Below are 18086 nucleotides of genomic sequence, written 5' to 3'. Positions count from 1 at the left end.
CTTAGAGTTATGCGCGATGATATGGGTGCCCTATCGATAGTGACCACGCCCGATAGAGCTGCTCGGCCAATACCACTCTGACGAGCGCGTGGGGCAGTGTCAAGGCACTGAGTGATAATCTTTGATTCGCGCGCGCCAAACAGCTTTGATCCAGACCGTCGGGGCCTCCGATCAGAATCACGAGGTCGCCCCTGTGAGCTTGCCATGCCTGCCAGTACTCGGCCAATTCCTCGCTGGAGCATGACTTGCCTCGAACATCGAGAGCAACGACGAAGTCGTCTTCGCGAATCTGCTTCAGAATCGATTGCGCCTCAGTTGCTAGATAATGCTCGGCTTTGCGGTCTTTGCGGCGCGTCGCTAGCGGTAAACTGACCCAATCGATTTTCACATCACGCGGCAAACGCTTGTCGTAATCGGCGACCCCAGCCTCAACCCAAGAGGGCATTTTGCCAGCGATAGTTAAAACTCTAATCTTCACGGCGAGCTGGGGCGTCTACCGACCACAAGCGCTCGATATCATAGAAAGCTCGGGTAGCAGGCAACATAACGTGCACCACAACACCACCCAAGTCCACTAGCACCCATTCACCGGTATCTTGGCCTTCCACGCCCAGAGGCGGCATTCCGGCCTTTTTGGCGGCGACGATGACGTTATCAGCCAATGACTTAACGTGACGGTTTGAGGTGCCGCTAGCCACGACCAAATACTCCATAACATCTGTTAAAGCGCTGACATCCAAGACCTCGACATTGACTGCTTTTAAGTCGTCTAATGCCGCTTGTGCTAGTTCTTTAACAGCCAAAGAATCCATCATTCAATTATCACCTTTTCAAGCCTTTTCGGCCTATACGTATAATTTTTGCTGCGCGATATAGTGTCGCACAACATCGGGAACCAACCCATCAATCGATAAACCGGCTTGCAATCTTTCGCGAATATCTGAGGCTGAAATATCCAGCAATCGGGACGACAAAAAAGCAACACCCCCACGCGATTGCCCGGGCAAGGCATTAACGTCAACTCGGCATTTGCTTACCCAGCTCGCCAACTCGCCCTGCTCAGGCCAAGCCCAGCCAGGCCTTGCCAACACTACGATATTAAGTACCTCTAAAAACTCCTGCCAGCGGTGCCACGATGTAAAACCCAAGAACGCATCGGCCCCCATAATCATGGTCAAACTGGCGTCAATGCCCACTTCGGCTCGAAACTCGCAGGCGGTAGCAAAACTGTATGACTTGCCCGAGCGCTGCAATTCGCGCCCATCGACCTCGAGCTGTGCAATATCTTTCACCGATTCTGCCACCATCGCTAAACGCCTTGCAGCATTGACTCGCGGCGCATCACGATGCGGTGGATCGGCCGCGGGCACCAGCGTTATGCTCGACAACCCCAGAGCCTCGCAAGATTCAATCGCCATTCGGATATGCCCGTTGTGAATGGGATCAAAGGTGCCGCCCATAAACGCCTTTGCTCGTGAACCTAGACTCAAGAACGAACCTGCCCTGTTCCGAACACAACGTATTTTTGTGAAGTGAGTCCCTCCAAGCCCACCGGGCCCCGAGCGTGGATCTTGTCGGTCGAAATTCCGATCTCAGCCCCCAAGCCATATTCAAACCCATCGGCAAAACGCGTTGAGGCATTCACCATGACCGAGCTCGAATCCACCTCGCGCATAAATTGCTCAGCATGCGCATGGTTGTTGGTCACAATAGCGTCAGTATGATGTGAGCCATAGGCATTAATATGGTCTATGGCCTCAGCCAAACCCGCAACAATTCGCACCGCTAAAATAGGCGCCAAGTACTCGGCGTACCAATCAGCTTCTGTGGCGACTACCGCCCAATTCAGTATTCGACAGGTTTCAGAACAACCGCGAACCTCAACGCCCTTAGACTGCAACTCGGGGCCAATCAGAGCGAGCGCGTCTGCCGCCACCGACCGGTCAAGTAACAGCGTTTCCATGGTGTTACAGGTGCCATAACGATGCGTTTTAGCGTTGACGGCGATGGCATTTGCCATGGATAAATCTGCTCCTGCATCGATGAAGACGTGACAGACGCCATCTAGGTGTTTGATGACGGGAATACGAGCTTCGGCAGTGATGCGCTCAATAAGTCCCTTACCACCGCGCGGGACGATTACATCGACGAACTTATCCATTGTAATCAACGCGCCCACTGCAGCGCGATCGGTCGTGTTCACCACTTGGACCGCCGTTTCAGGCATGCCGGCATCAGCCAGCCCCGCCTCAATACAGCGAGCGATTGCGCCGTTTGAATGAATAGACTCCGATCCCCCGCGCAAGATCGTCGAATTGCCCGATTTGATGCACAAACTGCTGGCTTCGACCGTAACGTTTGGTCGAGACTCGTAAATAATACCGACCACTCCCAATGGCACACGCATCTTACCGACGCGAATACCTGACGGCATGGTGCGAACTTGGTCGGTCGCACCGATCGGGTCAGGGAGTGAGGCAACTTGCTCTAAGTTAGCGATCATGCCGTCAATACGACCGGCATTCAGCGCTAAGCGATCACACATTGCAGCATCAAGCCCCTGAGATTTGGCCGCCGCCAAATCTTTCTCGTTCGCAGCCAAGATGAGCTCTCGTTGTTGATCTATGCGTTGTGCAATACACAACAGTGCATGGTTGCGCTGACTTAAGCTACTTAATGCCAAGACGCGCGCTGCTCGCTTGGCTTGTTGTCCCAAGCCGAGCATGTAGTCAGAGACATCCATAATTCGTTTCCGTTGTTCTCGTGCTCAGTATACGCTAATCAATCACGCCTTACCTCCATGACACACTAAGTGTCGCGAGGCGTGCTATTCACCCACTGGGATGACGACAGGCTTTTGAGGATTATCTAAAATGTAAAGGCGTCTAAACCTAGGTGTTGTCAATGCAACGGGGCCGTTATCAAGATGGCGAGCACACTCCATAGCGTACCCGCCGATGAAATCAACCGTTCTGGGCAGCAGCCGCTTCTTTTATAAGCGTTTGAAGCTCGCCGGTTTCATACATTTCAGTCACGATATCGCACCCCCCAATCAACTCTCCTTGAACCCACAGCTGCGGGAAAGTCGGCCAATTGGCATACGCGGGCAAATGAGCGCGAACATCAGGATTCGATAACACATCAACGTAGGCAAAGCGCTCACCGCAGGCCATCAGCGCCTGTACTGTTCTCGCTGAAAAGCCACACTGCGGCTGATTTGGTGAGCCTTTCATGTACAACAAAATCGGGTTGTTCTCGATTTGCTCTTTAAGGGTCTCGATTACTTCGCTCATAACACTCTCCTGTAAAAACCGTATTGTAGCTTACATGGCCACAAACACCAGAAACTCAAGGGCTAGGAACGTAATTTTGCCAAATTTACCGACGCTCTTCATTGCCCCTGTTTCGATCCAGGGTTAACATTATGCATTGGGCAGCACTCGCTGCCTTTTTACTTTGCAAAGAGGATCCGTCGTGTCGTCCATAATGCCGACCTACAAACGTTTGCCGGTGCAATTCGTCCGCGGACAGGGTGCCTGGCTCTATGATGCCAACGATACTGCGTATTTGGATGCACTGACGGGCATTGCTGTGACTGGACTTGGCCACTGTCATCCCGCTGTCAGTGCAGCATTGGCAAAGCAAGCTCAGACCCTCATGCACTGTTCGAATCTCTATCACATTCCGACACAGGAAGCACTGGCCGAGACACTGTGCCGTATCGCGGGCATGGATGCCGTATTTTTTGGCAATTCTGGCGCCGAAGCAAACGAAGCAGCCATCAAGCTCGCCCGCCTTTACGGGCACCAAAACGGCATCGAGTCACCGACTGTTATTGTTCTGGAACACGCCTTCCACGGCCGCACCATGGCGACCTTGACCGCCACCGGTAACGCCGCTGTGCAGAAGGGTTTTGAACCTCTAGTACCCGGCTTTATACGAGTTCCCGCAGGCAATATCGAAGCGATTGCCGCGCTCGCAAACAACGCCAATATTGTTGCAGTCTTAGCCGAACCGGTACAAGGCGAGGGCGGTGTGAGACGATTGAGCGATGACTATTTACGCGGGCTCCGAGAACAGTGCGACCGCAATAACTGGCTGCTGATGTTCGATGAAGTACAGTCTGGCAACGGCAGAGTGGGCACTTACTTTGCCTATTTAGGCCTGAATTTCAAACCCGATGTGGTAACGACCGCAAAGGGCTTAGGCAATGGCGTACCCATTGGCGCCTGCCTAGCGCAAGGTAAGGCGGCTAAAGTACTCGGAGCTGGGAATCACGGCTCCACCTATGGCGGCAACCCGCTCGCGAGTGCCGCGGCTATGGCCGTGATCAACACCATAGAACAAGACAACCTCACCCAGCGAGTCCCCCTTATCCGTAAACTCATTAGCGAGTCACTGTATCAGCACAGCCAGGCAGCGACGGACCTAATCAAAACCGAGTCAGGCCAAGGACTGATGCTTGGCTTTGTTATGTCGCAGGATTGCCCTGAATTGGTATCACTTGCGTTGGAGCAAAAGCTTCTCATCAACGTGACGGCGGGCAATGTGGTTCGCCTGCTTCCCGCCTTGACTCTGACCGACGACGAAGCGATCTTGATCGGTGAACGACTGGCGGGAGTCATCGACACCTATGCGCGGCAACTAAAGGGTTAACACCATGACCACAACTCGACATTTTTTGAGACTCACCGACTTAAGCTCGAGCGAGTTAAAAACGCTGATACAACGCGCTATCGAGCTCAAAGCCATGCAGCGAAAAGGCGAACAACACGCCCTATTTCCAAATGCTACCATGGCCATGATTTTTGAGAAGGCATCGACGCGCACACGAGTCTCATTCGAAGCGGGCATGGCACAGTTTGGCGGACACGCCTTATTTCTCTCACCCAACGACACTCAGCTAGGCCGCGGCGAACCCATCGAAGATACTGCCAAAGTCATTTCGCGAATGGTCGATATCGTGATGATTCGCACCTCTGCGCACGAACGGCTGGAGGTGTTCGCCCAAAATTCTCGAGTACCCGTGATTAACGCCTTGTCTGACGAGTCGCATCCCTGCCAATTGCTGGCCGATATGATGACGTGGTTTGAACACCGAGGTGACATGCAGGGTAAAACAGCAAGCTGGATTGGCGATGGCAATAACATGTGCCACTCATTCATTCGCGCCGCGCATCTATTTGGCTTCCATTTAAATATCGCCTGCCCAGAAGGCTACGACCCAGATCAAGCCTTACTCGACGAATACGCTCACTGCGTAACGTTGACGCGAGACCCAGCAAACGCAGCACGGGGATCTGATCTCCTAGCGACCGACGTATGGGCATCGATGGGACAAGAGCAAGAGGCCAAAGCACGCATGGCGGCTTTCGAAGGCTTCGAGCTCAACCGCGAGTTATTAAATCTGGCTAACCCAGACGCCATTTACCTCCACTGCTTACCAGCGCATCGCGGCGAGGAAATTAGCGCCGACTTAATGGACGACCCAAGCTCGGTCATCTGGGATGAAGCCGAGAACCGTCTGCACGCCCAAAAGGCCTTAATCGAGTTCTTACTGCGACAAAAGTAATACAAAAGATCCATCTTGGTGCGCGCCATTTGCTAAATAACACTTGGCGCTAAAAACCCTTTTCGTTAGATCAAATTAATCCGATCTGACCCTCTACACCCTCCACCACACTCGACCCGCAAACACACAAGCCATCAAGGTTAGTACCTACTAACAACCTATTTTACCCACAATCTATACACAAGCTTTACCCGAGATATGCCTATTGCATTGCCGCATAGACACCAGTATCTTGTGTGGCATAATAACTCAAAGCACCACATATGGTGTCTAGACTTAAAATCGACCTTACGAGCAAGAGCGCCGGAGCAAGCATGGAAACAACAAGTACACCAATATCGCCATCGACCAGCAAAACGACCGCCAGTCCTACTGCGACACCCATCGAAGCAACCGCTCCCGGCACGCTGAAAGTGATTAAGCGCAACGGCCAGGTTGTTCCTTTCGACAACAGCAAAATTTCGGTCGCGATTACGAAAGCATTCTTAGCCGTTGAAGGTGGTACAGCTGCAGCGTCTAGCCGAATTCACGAAACCGTCGCGAAATTGACGACACAAGTGATGGGCACCTTTGAGCGCCGCATGCCATCGGGCGGCACTATTCATATAGAGGACATTCAGGACCAGGTCGAACTCGCGCTCATGCGGGCAGGTGAACACAAAATTGCACGTGACTATGTTATTTACCGAGAAGAACAGGCACGCAAGCGCGCTCAAAAACGTGCTCTTTCAGCCGAGGCAGAGCGCGCAGCAGGTGCGATCTCAGTATTACAGCCAGATGGTAGCCGCGCGCCGCTCGATATCGAACGCTTACAAACAGTGGTCTCTGAAGCTTGCGCCGATTTGGCCGATGTCAGCGCGTCAAAAATTTTAGAAGAAGCGCTGCGCAATCTTTACGATGGCGTAACACTCGATGAAGTCACGACCTCTCTGGTGATTACCGCGCGCACACTGATCGAGCAAGAACCCAATTACACCTATGCAGCGGCACGTTTATTGTGCGATGACTTGAGAAGCGAAGCTTTAGAATTCCTAGGCGTAACACAACGCGCCACTCAACAGGAGATGGCGCTTTATTATCCACAAGCATTACAAGCCTACATTGCCAAAGGCATTCAGCTAGAATTATTAAGCCCAGAGCTAGCCGATTTTGATATCGCCCGACTGGGTGCGGCCATCCAGCCCGAACGAGATTTGCAGTTCACCTACTTGGGCTTGCAGACGCTGTACGACCGCTACTTCATTCACAGCAACGAAACGCGTTTTGAGTTACCCCAAGTGTTTTTCATGCGTATCGCCATGGGTCTAGCGGTTCGTGAGGACGACAAAAACGCGCGGGCTATCGAGTTCTATCAGCTGCTCTCGTCATTTGATTATATGAGCTCAACACCAACGCTATTTAACGCCGGCACTCTGCGCCCACAGCTCTCGTCTTGCTATCTCACCACAGTGCCTGATGACTTAAGCGGTATTTATGGTGCAATTCGAGATAACGCGCTACTGTCAAAATGGGCCGGCGGTTTGGGCAACGACTGGACGCCAGTGCGCGCATTAGGCTCCTATATCAAAGGTACGAACGGAAAGTCGCAGGGTGTTGTGCCCTTCTTAAAAGTCGTTAATGACACAGCAGTCGCTGTAAACCAAGGCGGTAAGCGCAAAGGCGCGGTGTGTGCCTATTTAGAGACTTGGCACTTAGACATCGAAGAATTTCTGGAACTGCGTAAAAACACCGGCGATGACCGTCGTCGCACACATGACATGAATAGCGCCAACTGGATTCCAGACCTATTCATGAAACGCGTTTTTGAAGGCGGCGAGTGGACACTGTTTTCGCCTAACGACACCCCAGATTTGCACGATTCGTACGGCGCCGATTTTGAAGCAAAATACGAAGCTTACGAGGCACAAACTCGTAGCGGCGAGCTGAAACTGTTCAAGCGCGTAAAAGCCGAGAACCTGTGGCGCAAAATGTTGGGGATGCTGTTCGAAACAGGCCACCCTTGGATCACGTTCAAGGATCCTTGTAACTTGCGATCACCACAGTCACACGTAGGTGTTGTGCACTCGTCTAACCTGTGTACCGAAATCACGCTGAATACCAGCGATGAAGAAATCGCGGTCTGTAATTTAGGTTCCGTAAACCTGCCTCAACACATCGACGAAAACGGTTTGAACCTCGAGAAACTGCAAAAAACTGTGACGACCGCCGTGCGTATGCTCGATAACGTTATCGACATTAACTATTACTCGGTACCACAGGCAGAGCGCTCGAATTTCCGTCACCGTCCGGTGGGACTGGGCCTCATGGGCTTCCAAGATGCTTTGTACAAGCAGCACATCGCCTACAGCTCACCTGAAGCAGTGGAATTTGCAGACCGATCGATGGAAGCCATTAGCTACTACGCCATCCAAGCTTCATCCGCTTTAGCTGAAGAACGCGGCACGTACTCTAGCTTTGAGGGTTCGTTATGGAGCCAGGGCATTTTGCCCATCGACTCACTCGAGCGCTTGGCTGAGTCTCGTGGTGACCAGTATCTGCAAATAGATCGTACTCAAACTCTGGATTGGGATACGCTGCGCGAGCGCGTTCGTGCGAAAGGAATGCGCAACTCTAACGTCATGGCGATCGCACCAACAGCAACCATCGCGAACATTACAGGCGTGTCGCAATCAATAGAGCCCACCTACCAAAATTTGTACGTTAAATCGAACTTGTCGGGCGAGTTCACGGTTGTGAACCCTTACTTGGTCAACGATCTTAAGGCCCGTAATTTATGGGACAAGGTCATGGTTAACGACCTGAAATACTACGATGGCAGCGCGCAGGCTATCGACCGTATTCCGGCCGACTTAAAAGCGATTTACTCAACCGCCTTTGAAGTTGAGCCGCGCTGGATTGTCGAGGCCGCTAGCCGCCGTCAGAAGTGGATCGACCAGGCACAATCATTGAACCTGTACATCAACAACGCCAGCGGTAAAAAGCTCGACGTCACGTATCGAATGGCCTGGCTGAGCGGATTAAAAACTACGTATTACTTGCGTTCGCTGGCAGCGACAGGGACCGAAAAATCAACGGTCGACAAGGGCACATTAAACGCGGTTGCCGCCGCAGCTGCACCACAGCCAGCACCCGTACCAAAAGCATGCTCGCTAGACGACCCCGATTGCGAAGCTTGCCAATAAACAAGGAGATACTCGATGTTAAGCTGGGACGAATACCACAAAGAAGATACTCTCGACACAGCCGCTGCCGCCAAGGCGGCAGGTGAAGCAGCCGCGCGTGAGGCCGCCCTAGCCGCAGAGCGGCAGAAAGAAGCAGCAGCACAACAGCAGCAAGCCACCGCGCCAGCGGCACCTGCACAGCCCGACGAGTTACCCGATGCCGTTAACGTAGACACCGCTGAAGTACTTGAGCGCGCAGCGGAAGCAGTAGCATCAATGGATTTAGCGCCAGGCTTAGAGGAACTCGAATTGGGTGCAGCGCGCGTATCGGTTGATGAGAAAGCGATGATCAACTGTCGTGCAGACCTGAACCAACTCGTGCCTTTTAAATACGATTGGGCGTGGCAAAAATACATCGATGGTTGTGCCAACCATTGGATGCCACAAGAAATCAACATGACCGCTGACGTAGCGACCTGGAAAAGCGCGGACGTGCTTAGCGACGACGAGCGCCGCATTGTTATGCGCAGCCTAGGTTACTTCTCAACGGCAGACTCACTGGTAGCCAACAACTTAGTACTGGGCATTTATCGACTCATTACCAACCCTGAATGCCGGCAGTATTTATTACGCCAAGCGTTTGAAGAAGCCATCCACACTCATGCGTATCAATATTGCATTGAATCGCTCGGCATGGACGAAGGCGAAGTATTCAACATGTACCGTGAAATCCCAAGTGTTGCCAAGAAAGCCACTTGGAGCTTGTCTCATACCCACAGTCTGAGCGACCCCAACTTCAAAACGGGCACCACCGAAAATGACCAAACCCTACTGCGCAACCTGATTGGATTTTACGCTGTAACCGAGGGCATTTTCTTCTACTGCGGTTTTACACAAATCTTGTCGATGGGCCGCCGCAACAAGATGACTGGTGTTGCCGAGCAGTTTCAGTACATCCTGCGCGATGAATCGATGCACTTAAACTTTGGTATTGATGTCATCAACCAGATCAAACTGGAAAACCCGCATCTGTGGACCGAAGATTTCCAAAAAGAAGTCATTCAGATGCTGCTCGAAGGTACTCAAATCGAAATCGAATATGCACGTGACACTATGCCACGCGGTGTATTAGGTATGAATGCAGCCATGATGGAAGAGTACTTGCAGTTTATTTGCAACCGTCGATTAGCGCAGCTGGGCTTGCCCGAGCAGTTTCCCGGGGTCCAAAACCCCTTCCCATGGATGTCTGAAATCATGGATCTGCGCAAAGAAAAGAACTTCTTTGAAACACGCGTTATCGAATATCAAACAGGTGGCGCCCTATCTTGGGACTAACGCTACCTTAGCCTTAAGGTGCTTGCGAGATCACCTCGTCAAGCGCCTTGAGCAACGGCTCCAAACATGTCAAATCCATCCCCACGCCACACCCCTGACTCATTACCATGGGTGCAATAGAACAACGCTCTGGCAAAGCCTCATTGCCCTCTAGTATCGCTCTAATTTTGGGGATAAACGTAAACTGTAACCATTGCTCAAGACTCCAACAATCGGCCGCAAACGGTACCTGACTCAAGTAACCTGAGGAGGGTGGTGGTGAGTGCGACCAAAAACCACGCTGGCGCATTAGACATTCTAAGTCGAGCAACAACTCGGCAATTTTTATGCGCTCTGTCGCCACAGCTTAATCTGTTACCCGCGCAAATGGTGGTAAAGAGGCGAGCAGCTCACGACCATAATGCTTGGTCAACAACCGCGTATCTAAAATACTAATCTGGCCTTGATCCGATTCTGTTCGCAACAAGCGGCCACAAGCCTGCAAGAGCTTAGCTCCAGCATCGGGAACAGAAATTTCCCTGAAAGCGTTACCACCCCCGCGCTCAATCCATTCGCTCAAGGCTGCCTCACGTGGATCATCTGGCACCGCAAAAGGGATCTTCGCAATGATAACGTGCTCACAATATTCGGCGGGTAAATCTACACCCTCAGCAAAGCTTGCGAGCCCGAACAGAATACTGCGATCACCGGCGTCAATTTTTGCTTTATGGGCGTCTAACAAGGCCTTTTTGGACTGGGAATCTTGCATCAATATCAGGCCTTGAAGATCCGCCTCGAAGGCCTCGTAGACCTCTCGCATCTGACGTCGAGACGCAAATAAGACCAAGGTACCTCTGGCTAAGTCAAACAGAGTTGGCAAATACTCAACAATCGCGTCGGTGTGGGCTTGAGCTTGGTTGGCTTCTGGCAAATGCGCGGGAATATGTAAGCGGCCACGCTGATAATCGAACGGACTTGCCACGGCAGTGTATACGGCATCTTCGGGAGTCCCGGCATGTAGCCGAAAACGATCAAATTTACCCAACGCTGTAATTGAAGCAGAGGTAATTAATACACCAGCAGCACGATCCCACAAGTTGTCTTGCAAAAAGGCCGTTGCCAATGTCGGACTTGAATGACAGCTAATCGCCAATTGATTGCCCGAATCGTTATAACGAAGCCACCGTGCAGGAGGCGGCTCGCCATCGGCACTGTGTGCGAAATCGGACCACAAGGCTTGAGTCAGCGTTAAACGCCCGGTCAGACTCTGACAAGCGCTCAGCAAAGCGTCGACTGCCTCGGTGTCACCGCCCTCCTCGTCCAGCAGGTCTTCACATTCAATAACCAAACGCTCGGCCACACCCAGCACCTTGGCACCTAATTGGGCACAAGACAGCGATGCAGCCCGTAAATCCTCAGGCACCTTACCATGCTCAAATCGTAATTCTTGGCTGTTGCCGTCAAAAGAGTCCGGCCGCAGACTGACGGACTCGGCCTCCAAAGTCTCGACCGCCGACATCAAATCGTGAAAATACTTTGCAATCTTCTCAATAAGATCATCCAGCTTGTATTCCACATAGACCGACTGCGCCTTTTCCAGCCAGGAGACCGTATCGATGATCCACTGCTTGGTACTGTGTATGTGACAAAAAGCGGTGCTATGGTTTTTGGCTTTTTCGGCTAGGTGGTGCCCCTCATCAAAGACATACAAAGTGTCTTCTGGAGCCGGCAACACGACGCCACCCCCAATCGACAAGTCGGACAACACCAAATCATGGTTGGTTACAATCACATCGGCGTCAGCCAACTGGTCGCGCGCCTTGAAAAAGCTGCATTGGGATATATAAGTACACCGACGCCCCGTGCACTGAGCATGATCACTGGTAATGGGAAACCAAACTCGATCATCAATCGTGTCGGGCCAGTTGTCTCGGTCCCCATCCCAGTCCCCTCGCGCCAAGGACGCCATGCAGGCTTCGTAAACGCCCATATCACCATCGGTATTCCAATCATACTCGTCGGGATATAAAGGAATCGTTTGACCAGCAGAGCGGTTATTCAAGGCTTGATCTAAGCGCGATAAGCAAACATAACGACGACGTCCCTTTGCCAAAGCGACGCTGAACTCTAAACCGGAAAGCTTGGCAATGTCGGGTAAATCTTGGTAAATCAATTGCTCTTGCAACGCGACAGTAGCGGTGGAAATGACTAACCGTTTGTCCCTTGCCTGAGCGACAGGCACAGCGGCAATGGTATAAGCGATTGTCTTTCCGGTGCCGGTGCCCGCCTCGATAACCGCAATAGGCGGACGCGAAGAGAACCCATCTCGGGACAACGCTTTCGATACCTCGGCAATCATTTGCCTTTGCCCCCAGCGTGGCTGCAGGTCTCTCTCTTGTACCAGCTGGTTATAAGCCGACCGAATTTTATCTTTTACCGCATCGGTTAGCATTCACGCACCCATCTTTAGCGCTTGCTCGACAGAATTTGCGTACATCGCCAACATGAAAGGTTGCTCGTCGGGGCTCAATGCGTCGACACGGGCGTTAAATTGCGCCTTAGAGATCGAACCTTTAGAGACCCGTAATCCCTGTGGCAGTTCCTCACCTGGATTGAGCCGCTGCCAAGCCCAAATATTACTCGGGTGTAGTTGGTAGTGCTGTATTACCTGACGGTCGATCTCATTCACCACCTGCTCTACAGACTCGTAGTCTGCACCGATCATCGAACCAAAGCGAATACTAACCATTCCCTTATTACCCGAGATACCGACCGCAATCGACTTTGCATCTTCGTGTTCCGCCTTACTGTAGCTGCCATCTCGAGCAAGCGTAGCTAACTCATGTGCCTTCATTGCGTCGCAGGGATCGAGTTCGTAGGAAATAGACACGGGTACAATGCGCAACTTTGCAAGCGACTCACCAAAATCGAGCGTTTTATCACGACCTAGCAATAACATTTTGATGACCGCAGGCTCAGTTGAATCACGGCCGTTTTTAGCACGCCCCTCTCGCTGAGCGATCCATACGGGACTTTTATCGTCACCAATTGAGGCACCTATGTACTCAGACAATAACTTACTCGCTGCCAATAGCTGTCTTGGACCCTGTAGTGCACGCTTTACGATAAAACTCTTATTGACGCGCATGAGATCGGCAATCCAGGGCTTTGACAGTAAATTATCACCGATCGCAATACGACACGTGGCGCGACCACGTGTATGTAGCGCATAGTTAGTAAACGCTGGATCAAGCGCGATGTCACGATGGTTACTGACAAATAAATACGGCCCTTCTGGTAATTCGTCGAGCCCAGAAACTTCAAAACCGGCCGTGGTCGTGTTAATCATTTGCTCCATGTAAGATCGCACCAAAGACTGAAATGAGGCGACATCATGGACACCTCGCAACTGACGCCCCAACCCCCAGCGCACCGCGGGACGAAGCAAAGGTGTCAGCCAGAGGGCCTTACCGCCCAAACGCAGGTTAATGATGCTGTCTAATAGCTCAGTATCCGACTTCAAGCGATTGATCACGGCACTGACCTCGTGATCATCATAGGGCCTGATTTCAGCAAAACGATCGCTCACACACTCTCCTATTGTGTTTCGGCATAACCACCTTAGCGTGACGGGCACACTCAATCAGCATTCACAGTAATCAAAGCGCATCAGCTTTGCGTGATTGCGATCAACAGTGCGCAACTTAGTACTCGCTTGCAGGCTGTTTTCTGCTAAACTCCGCACCCGATAGTGTTCAAATTCGGGGGATACCACCATGGCTGCAGGATCAGCGACTTTGTTTGTTTTTGGCTTAGCGCTTCTTTTAGCAAGCTGGGTCATGCTATTGATTACCAGCTGGAAAGAAGATTACGCGTGGGGCTTATTTACAGTACTACTGCCACCAGTTTCTTACCTCTTTGCATTGTTCCAACTCGACAAAGCAGGCCAGTCTATTTTACTCGCTATTGCGGGTTGGGTTCTTATTTTTCTTGCATAAGGTCAACAAAAGGCGGAAATACGTAACAAACCTGTTACTAATCCGCCTAACTTGTTACTAATTTTCTCAAAAAGCGATATCATCGTCACACAGTCCACATCTGTCGCTTTATTGAGGAAGCATTATGAAAGTGATCAAATTGGCTTTAGCCACAGCTTTACTTGCCAGCACCACAAGTGCCATGGCAGCGAAACCCACGTCAATTCGCTTTATCGCTGAAATTGAAAACGACGAAAAACTGAGCAAACGCTACGAAGTGCAATGCTCAGACAAGCGCGTCATTGAAATGACGCAAACTACCAGCAACGAATTCTGCAGTTTAGTGGGCGACGAGAACTATTGCAGCAAACGCAAAATGAAAGTCGCCAAAAACGCCTGCAAATAAGGCTCTGCGCTTGCCGAGACACTAAACAGTCTCGGTAAGCCGCTCGCTCAGCAACTGTCGCTCTACCGCTCCCACACCAAACGCATCGAGCAAGTAACCCTCAACACTGCCAGAGTGTTCCAGCATCGCGTCGACGCCGGCCTGCAAATACTCTCGTCGCGTGGCCACAATAGGCTCTAGCACCTCGTCTTTGACACCGTCGAAACCATATTTGTCACGCAAGGCCGGAATTTGCTCGTGCGGCAGAAAATAACGCTGCGTCAGCAGGTAGTCCTGCATCACAACGTCCAACTCAACACCCAGAGCCAACAAGATGAGGGCAGCGGCAAAGCCTGTACGATCTTTTCCTGCAGCGCAATGCACCAAAACAATCGCGTCAGGATCAGTCAGCAGGCCCTCAAATACGCGCTTAAATGACGATTGGTGGGACAGCGCAAGCTCTCGATTGATATCACACATAAACTGATGAGTCTCGGCAGGTAGCGACCCAGTGTGAGTTACGACCTCCAAACTACCTGAGTGATTCCCGGGCGTAATATCCAAGTGAATAACATGATCAACTGTCGCTAACACCGAAGGATGGTTGGGCTTGTGTTCTTGCTCGAAACCCCGTCTAAAATCGTACAAGTGGCTAATCCCAAGATCGGCTACGACCGTCAGATCAGCGAGGCTGAGGTCCGCCAAATGGCCGGCGCGAAACAAGCGCCCATATCTAACGCGACGACCCGTCTGAGCAACGGGATACCCTCCAAAGTCCCGAAAATTTGGAGCGCCCTCCAGGGGAATGTGCCTACTCATATTACCTTTGTATCCGATTTAAAATGCCCGCGCATAATAGCACAACGGACCCTAAGCGAGCGCCACCGGTCGATCCTTTACTTTTTTTAGGAGTTTAGACCAAAATCCCCAGACAACAGTTGACACTGAGGCACAAAGTGACAATAATCCGCGCTCTTAAAATTTTGTATAGGTTGGTAAATCGTGGCGAACTCCCCACAAGCTAAAAAACGTGCCCGTCAGGCTGAAAAACGTCGCAATCACAACGCAAGTTTGCGTTCGTTAGGTCGTACCGTCATCAAGAAAGTCATCAAGGCAATCGACAGCGGCGACCAAACGTCTGCTCAAGAAGCTTTTGGAGCAGCGGTACCGGTCATTGACCGATTGGCAGACAAAGGCATTATCCACAAAAATAAGGCGGCACGTCACAAGAGCCGTTTAAGCGCGAAAATTAAGGCGCTTGGTGCGTAACAGATTTTTGGTATACAAAAAAACCGGCTAATCGCCGGTTTTTTTATCTTCGCAAGCCAGCCAAAAAATCTAGAGCAAGACCAAGTTATCTCGGTGAATCAGCTCGGGATCGACAGCGTACCCGAGCAGCTCTGGCAACCGGCTAGAGCTTACGCCTTTCACAAGCGACAGCTCCTGAGAATCTAAGTTGACCAAACCGCGAGCAATACGCTCTCCTGATGGCCCAACGCACAGCACCGTGTCTCCTCGCCGAAAGCTACCAGAAACGGCAACTACACCAACGGGCAGAAGACTCCTCCCCTGGTCTTGGATCACTCTAACTGCACCGGCATCAATGGTCACAACACCCGAATCTTTTTGAACACCGGCCAACCACTGCTTGCGAGCCGCGACAGAGGGCTTATTTGCTCGCAGCCAAGTTCCGACTAACTTGCCACTTGCCACCTCGGTAATCACTTCCGGACGCCGCCCATTGGCAATAATCGTTTGCGTTGCGGATCTCGCCGCCAACCGCGCAGCTCGCAACTTCGTTTGCATACCGCCTTGACCTAAGCGACCGCTACCGCCCGCCATCGAATCAAGCTCTTGCGCATCGACATCACACACTGAAATTAACGTGGCGGTATCATCTTTGCGTGGGTCTGCGGTGAAGAACCCTTCCTGATCGGTTAACAATAGAACGGCATCGGCGTCGATTAAGTTAGCCACCAAGGCAGCCAAGGTATCATTGTCACCAAACCGAAATTCGTCGGTTGCCACCGTATCATTCTCGTTAATAATCGGAACAACCTTGAGCTCTAGAAGCCGGTTCAGAGTATTACGCGCATTCAAATAGCGATCGCGATTCAACACATCGTCGTGGCTTAACAAAATCTGAGCCGTCGTGCGACCAGACCGAGCAAACGCGATTTCATAGGCCTTAACCAAGTGTGTTTGGCCTACGGCGGCAGCAGCCTGAAGATCGTGCAATTTTTTAGGTCGTTCTGCCCACGACAAGTACGCAAGTCCCGCGGCAACTGCGCCGCTTGACACAATAACGACTTGTTTTCCTTGATCCAGCAAGCGCTCACACATTGACACAATGCGGGCGACAATCTCAGGCTTCAAGCCCTCTCCGTCATCCGTCAACAGAGCCGAACCCAACTTAACCACCCAGCGATTCGCGTTCGCAATATCGCTGCGATCTGCACTCACCTCTGCCATTAATGTACGTATTCCACCTCGACGTCATAATCGTCGTCGTCATCTTCATCTTCGTCGTCATCTTCAAGATCAACGACCTTAATACGGCCCTGTTCGATTCTGGCGCGAGCCTCGGCCTGCAAAGCATTCTGTAGCGCCTGCTCCTGCTCTGCGAGCTCTGGATCCAAACGCTCGGCCTCTCGCCACTCTTCCAGCTGCGTCATGATCGCCTGGCACAAGGCCTCCGTGCCCTCTCCAGCCAAGGCCGAGATCACAAACACCGGACCCTGCCAATCTAGAGCATCGATAACCTCTTGTGCTCGCTGATCGCGAGTTTCGTCATCCAAGGCATCGGCCTTGTTCAGCACAAGCCAGCGCGGACGCGCCGCTAACAACGGACTAAACGACTCAATTTCGCGCACAATAGCACATGCATGCTCGGCCGGAGCCTCATCATCCCACGGCGCCAAATCGACCAGATGCAGCAGTAAACGATTCCGCGTTAAGTGCTTTAAAAAACGTATCCCAAGACCCGCGCCTTCGGCCGCCCCTTCGATAAGACCGGGGATATCGGCCACGACAAAGCTACGCAGAGGGTCAACTCGGACAACACCTAAATTCGGTACCATTGTGGTAAACGGATAGTCTGCAACTTTGGGCTTGGCAGCCGATATAGCGCGGATCAAAGTCGATTTGCCGGCATTTGGCATGCCCAACAGCCCGACGTCTGCCAACACTTTTAATTCGAGCTTCAAGCGCCGTTTCTCGCCTTCTGAGCCAGGACTCGTCTGTCTAGGTGCGCGGTTAATACTCGATTTGAAGCGCGTATTACCCAGACCGTGAAATCCACCCTGAGCCACTTTTAACTGCTGCCCAGCCTCCGACAAATCTCCGAGCACTTCGTCGGTATCAATATCAATGACGGTGGTGCCGACGGGTACCTTAAGGATCAAATCTTCGCCACTTCGACCACGACAGTTGCGACCCTGGCCGGGGGCACCGTTGACTGCGCGAAACTTGCGCTGAAAACGGTAGTCGACCATAGTGTTAAGGTTCTCATCGGCTTCTAAAAAAACACTGCCGCCGTCACCGCCATCACCACCGTCGGGACCACCCTTAGGGATATATTTTTCTCGCCTAAAACTCAGACAGCCATTACCGCCATTACCTGCGGCAACCTCAATAATGGCCTCATCAACAAATTTCATTTTTCAATCCTAGGGCGT

The 18086-nt window shown here is 51.8% G+C and carries 18 protein-coding genes; 7 read left to right on the top strand and 11 right to left on the bottom strand.

The genetic code is table 11. From position 1 onward, the window contains the following. Nucleotides 1-7 precede the first annotated feature (7 nt). From rlmH to grxD, 5 genes are all read right to left on the bottom strand, one after another. Entirely contained in the window at nt 8-478 is a 471-nt protein-coding gene (gene rlmH / locus EYZ66_RS02175; protein WP_040815738.1) for a 23S rRNA (pseudouridine(1915)-N(3))-methyltransferase RlmH, read from the bottom strand. After that, nucleotides 468-815, bottom strand: coding sequence for a ribosome silencing factor (gene rsfS, locus EYZ66_RS02170; RefSeq protein WP_009574440.1), 348 nt, complete (start codon nt 813-815; stop codon nt 468-470). The genes rlmH and rsfS overlap by 11 nt, the downstream gene beginning before the upstream one ends. A 30-nt stretch (nt 816-845) precedes the next feature. Next, nucleotides 846-1490: a nicotinate-nucleotide adenylyltransferase gene (gene nadD / locus EYZ66_RS02165; protein ID WP_139042512.1), complete on the bottom strand. Its 645-nt coding sequence runs from the start codon at nt 1488-1490 to the stop codon at nt 846-848. After that, nucleotides 1487-2743: a glutamate-5-semialdehyde dehydrogenase gene (locus EYZ66_RS02160; protein ID WP_009574438.1), complete on the bottom strand. Its 1257-nt coding sequence runs from the start codon at nt 2741-2743 to the stop codon at nt 1487-1489. Before EYZ66_RS02160 ends, nadD begins: the two co-directional genes overlap by 4 nt. Nucleotides 2744-2963: 220 nt before the next feature. Beyond that, nucleotides 2964-3293 (bottom strand): Grx4 family monothiol glutaredoxin, encoded by a 330-nt coding sequence (grxD, locus tag EYZ66_RS02155; protein ID WP_009574437.1) that lies wholly within the window; start codon nt 3291-3293, stop codon nt 2964-2966. A 181-nt stretch (nt 3294-3474) separates the two neighbouring features. Here grxD and EYZ66_RS02150 point away from each other — a divergent pair, with 181 nt between their 5' ends. The 4 genes from EYZ66_RS02150 (at nt 3475) to EYZ66_RS02135 (ending at nt 10068) form a co-directional block, all read left to right on the top strand. Next, entirely contained in the window at nt 3475-4656 is a 1182-nt protein-coding gene (locus EYZ66_RS02150) for an aspartate aminotransferase family protein (protein ID WP_009574436.1), read from the top strand. Between the two features lie 4 nt (nt 4657-4660). After that, nucleotides 4661-5572 carry an ornithine carbamoyltransferase gene (gene argF, locus EYZ66_RS02145; protein ID WP_009574435.1) on the top strand — a complete coding sequence of 304 codons (912 nt, stop codon included), beginning with the start codon at nt 4661-4663 and terminating at the stop codon, nt 5570-5572. A 314-nt stretch (nt 5573-5886) separates the two neighbouring features. Beyond that, on the top strand, nt 5887-8754 hold the full coding sequence (locus EYZ66_RS02140) for a ribonucleoside-diphosphate reductase subunit alpha (protein WP_040815734.1): 2868 nt from the start codon (nt 5887-5889) through the stop codon (nt 8752-8754). A gap of 15 nt (nt 8755-8769) precedes the next feature. Further along, on the top strand, nt 8770-10068 hold the full coding sequence (locus tag EYZ66_RS02135) for a ribonucleotide-diphosphate reductase subunit beta (RefSeq protein WP_009574432.1): 1299 nt from the start codon (nt 8770-8772) through the stop codon (nt 10066-10068). A gap of 13 nt (nt 10069-10081) precedes the next feature. Here the strand turns inward: EYZ66_RS02135 and EYZ66_RS02130 are convergent, their stop codons facing one another. From EYZ66_RS02130 to EYZ66_RS02120, 3 genes are read right to left on the bottom strand one after another with little or no spacing between them, the layout of a single operon-like run. After that, entirely contained in the window at nt 10082-10411 is a 330-nt protein-coding gene (locus EYZ66_RS02130) for a YqcC family protein (RefSeq protein ID WP_009574431.1), read from the bottom strand. A 3-nt stretch (nt 10412-10414) separates the two neighbouring features. After that, on the bottom strand, nt 10415-12499 hold the full coding sequence (gene dinG / locus EYZ66_RS02125) for an ATP-dependent DNA helicase DinG (protein WP_009574430.1): 2085 nt from the start codon (nt 12497-12499) through the stop codon (nt 10415-10417). After that, entirely contained in the window at nt 12500-13636 is a 1137-nt protein-coding gene (locus EYZ66_RS02120) for a 1-acyl-sn-glycerol-3-phosphate acyltransferase (RefSeq protein ID WP_009574429.1), read from the bottom strand. It lies immediately after the preceding gene. A gap of 187 nt (nt 13637-13823) precedes the next feature. Here EYZ66_RS02120 and EYZ66_RS02115 point away from each other — a divergent pair, with 187 nt between their 5' ends. Further along, complete coding sequence (locus EYZ66_RS02115) at nt 13824-14045, top strand: hypothetical protein (RefSeq protein WP_040815733.1); 222 nt, start codon at nt 13824-13826, stop codon at nt 14043-14045. Nucleotides 14046-14169: 124 nt separating this feature from the next. Then, a complete protein-coding gene (locus tag EYZ66_RS02110; RefSeq protein ID WP_009574426.1) occupies nt 14170-14430 on the top strand; it encodes a hypothetical protein in 261 nt (86 codons plus the stop codon). Between the two features lie 21 nt (nt 14431-14451). Here EYZ66_RS02110 and EYZ66_RS02105 read toward each other — a convergent pair whose 3' ends face one another. Further along, entirely contained in the window at nt 14452-15228 is a 777-nt protein-coding gene (locus tag EYZ66_RS02105; RefSeq protein ID WP_083814306.1) for a tyrosine-protein phosphatase, read from the bottom strand. A 183-nt stretch (nt 15229-15411) separates the two neighbouring features. Here EYZ66_RS02105 and rpsT point away from each other — a divergent pair, with 183 nt between their 5' ends. Next, nucleotides 15412-15678: a 30S ribosomal protein S20 gene (gene rpsT / locus EYZ66_RS02100; protein ID WP_009574424.1), complete on the top strand. Its 267-nt coding sequence runs from the start codon at nt 15412-15414 to the stop codon at nt 15676-15678. 69 nt (nt 15679-15747) lie between these two features. On the opposite strand, the gene proB is transcribed toward rpsT, so the two are convergent. Then, nucleotides 15748-16881 (bottom strand): glutamate 5-kinase, encoded by a 1134-nt coding sequence (gene proB / locus EYZ66_RS02095; protein ID WP_009574423.1) that lies wholly within the window; start codon nt 16879-16881, stop codon nt 15748-15750. Further along, nucleotides 16881-18068 (bottom strand): Obg family GTPase CgtA, encoded by a 1188-nt coding sequence (gene cgtA, locus EYZ66_RS02090; protein WP_009574422.1) that lies wholly within the window; start codon nt 18066-18068, stop codon nt 16881-16883. The genes proB and cgtA overlap by 1 nt, the downstream gene beginning before the upstream one ends. Nucleotides 18069-18086: the final 18 nt, after the last annotated feature.

This window comes from Aequoribacter fuscus, from assembly GCF_009910365.1.
Taxonomy (GTDB): Bacteria; Pseudomonadota; Gammaproteobacteria; order Pseudomonadales; family Halieaceae; genus Aequoribacter; species Aequoribacter fuscus.
Note: the sequence above shows the minus strand (reverse complement) of the source record. Positions and strands in the feature narration are given on the sequence as shown.

Excerpts from the sequence above, each read along its gene's own strand:
- proB (WP_009574423.1), bottom strand. The coding sequence starts at position 16,881 with ATGGCAGAGGTGAGTGCAGATCGCAGCGATATTGCGAACGCGAATCGC.
- EYZ66_RS02140 (WP_040815734.1), top strand. The coding sequence starts at position 5,887 with ATGGAAACAACAAGTACACCAATATCGCCATCGACCAGCAAAACGACC.
- EYZ66_RS02110 (WP_009574426.1), top strand. The coding sequence starts at position 14,170 with ATGAAAGTGATCAAATTGGCTTTAGCCACAGCTTTACTTGCCAGCACC.
- EYZ66_RS02115 (WP_040815733.1), top strand. The coding sequence starts at position 13,824 with ATGGCTGCAGGATCAGCGACTTTGTTTGTTTTTGGCTTAGCGCTTCTT.
- cgtA (WP_009574422.1), bottom strand. The coding sequence starts at position 18,068 with ATGAAATTTGTTGATGAGGCCATTATTGAGGTTGCCGCAGGTAATGGC.
- rsfS (WP_009574440.1), bottom strand. The coding sequence starts at position 815 with ATGATGGATTCTTTGGCTGTTAAAGAACTAGCACAAGCGGCATTAGAC.
- argF (WP_009574435.1), top strand. The coding sequence starts at position 4,661 with ATGACCACAACTCGACATTTTTTGAGACTCACCGACTTAAGCTCGAGC.
- EYZ66_RS02160 (WP_009574438.1), bottom strand. The coding sequence starts at position 2,743 with ATGGATGTCTCTGACTACATGCTCGGCTTGGGACAACAAGCCAAGCGA.
- dinG (WP_009574430.1), bottom strand. The coding sequence starts at position 12,499 with ATGCTAACCGATGCGGTAAAAGATAAAATTCGGTCGGCTTATAACCAG.
- EYZ66_RS02105 (WP_083814306.1), bottom strand. The coding sequence starts at position 15,228 with ATGAGTAGGCACATTCCCCTGGAGGGCGCTCCAAATTTTCGGGACTTT.
- grxD (WP_009574437.1), bottom strand. The coding sequence starts at position 3,293 with ATGAGCGAAGTAATCGAGACCCTTAAAGAGCAAATCGAGAACAACCCG.
- EYZ66_RS02135 (WP_009574432.1), top strand. The coding sequence starts at position 8,770 with ATGTTAAGCTGGGACGAATACCACAAAGAAGATACTCTCGACACAGCC.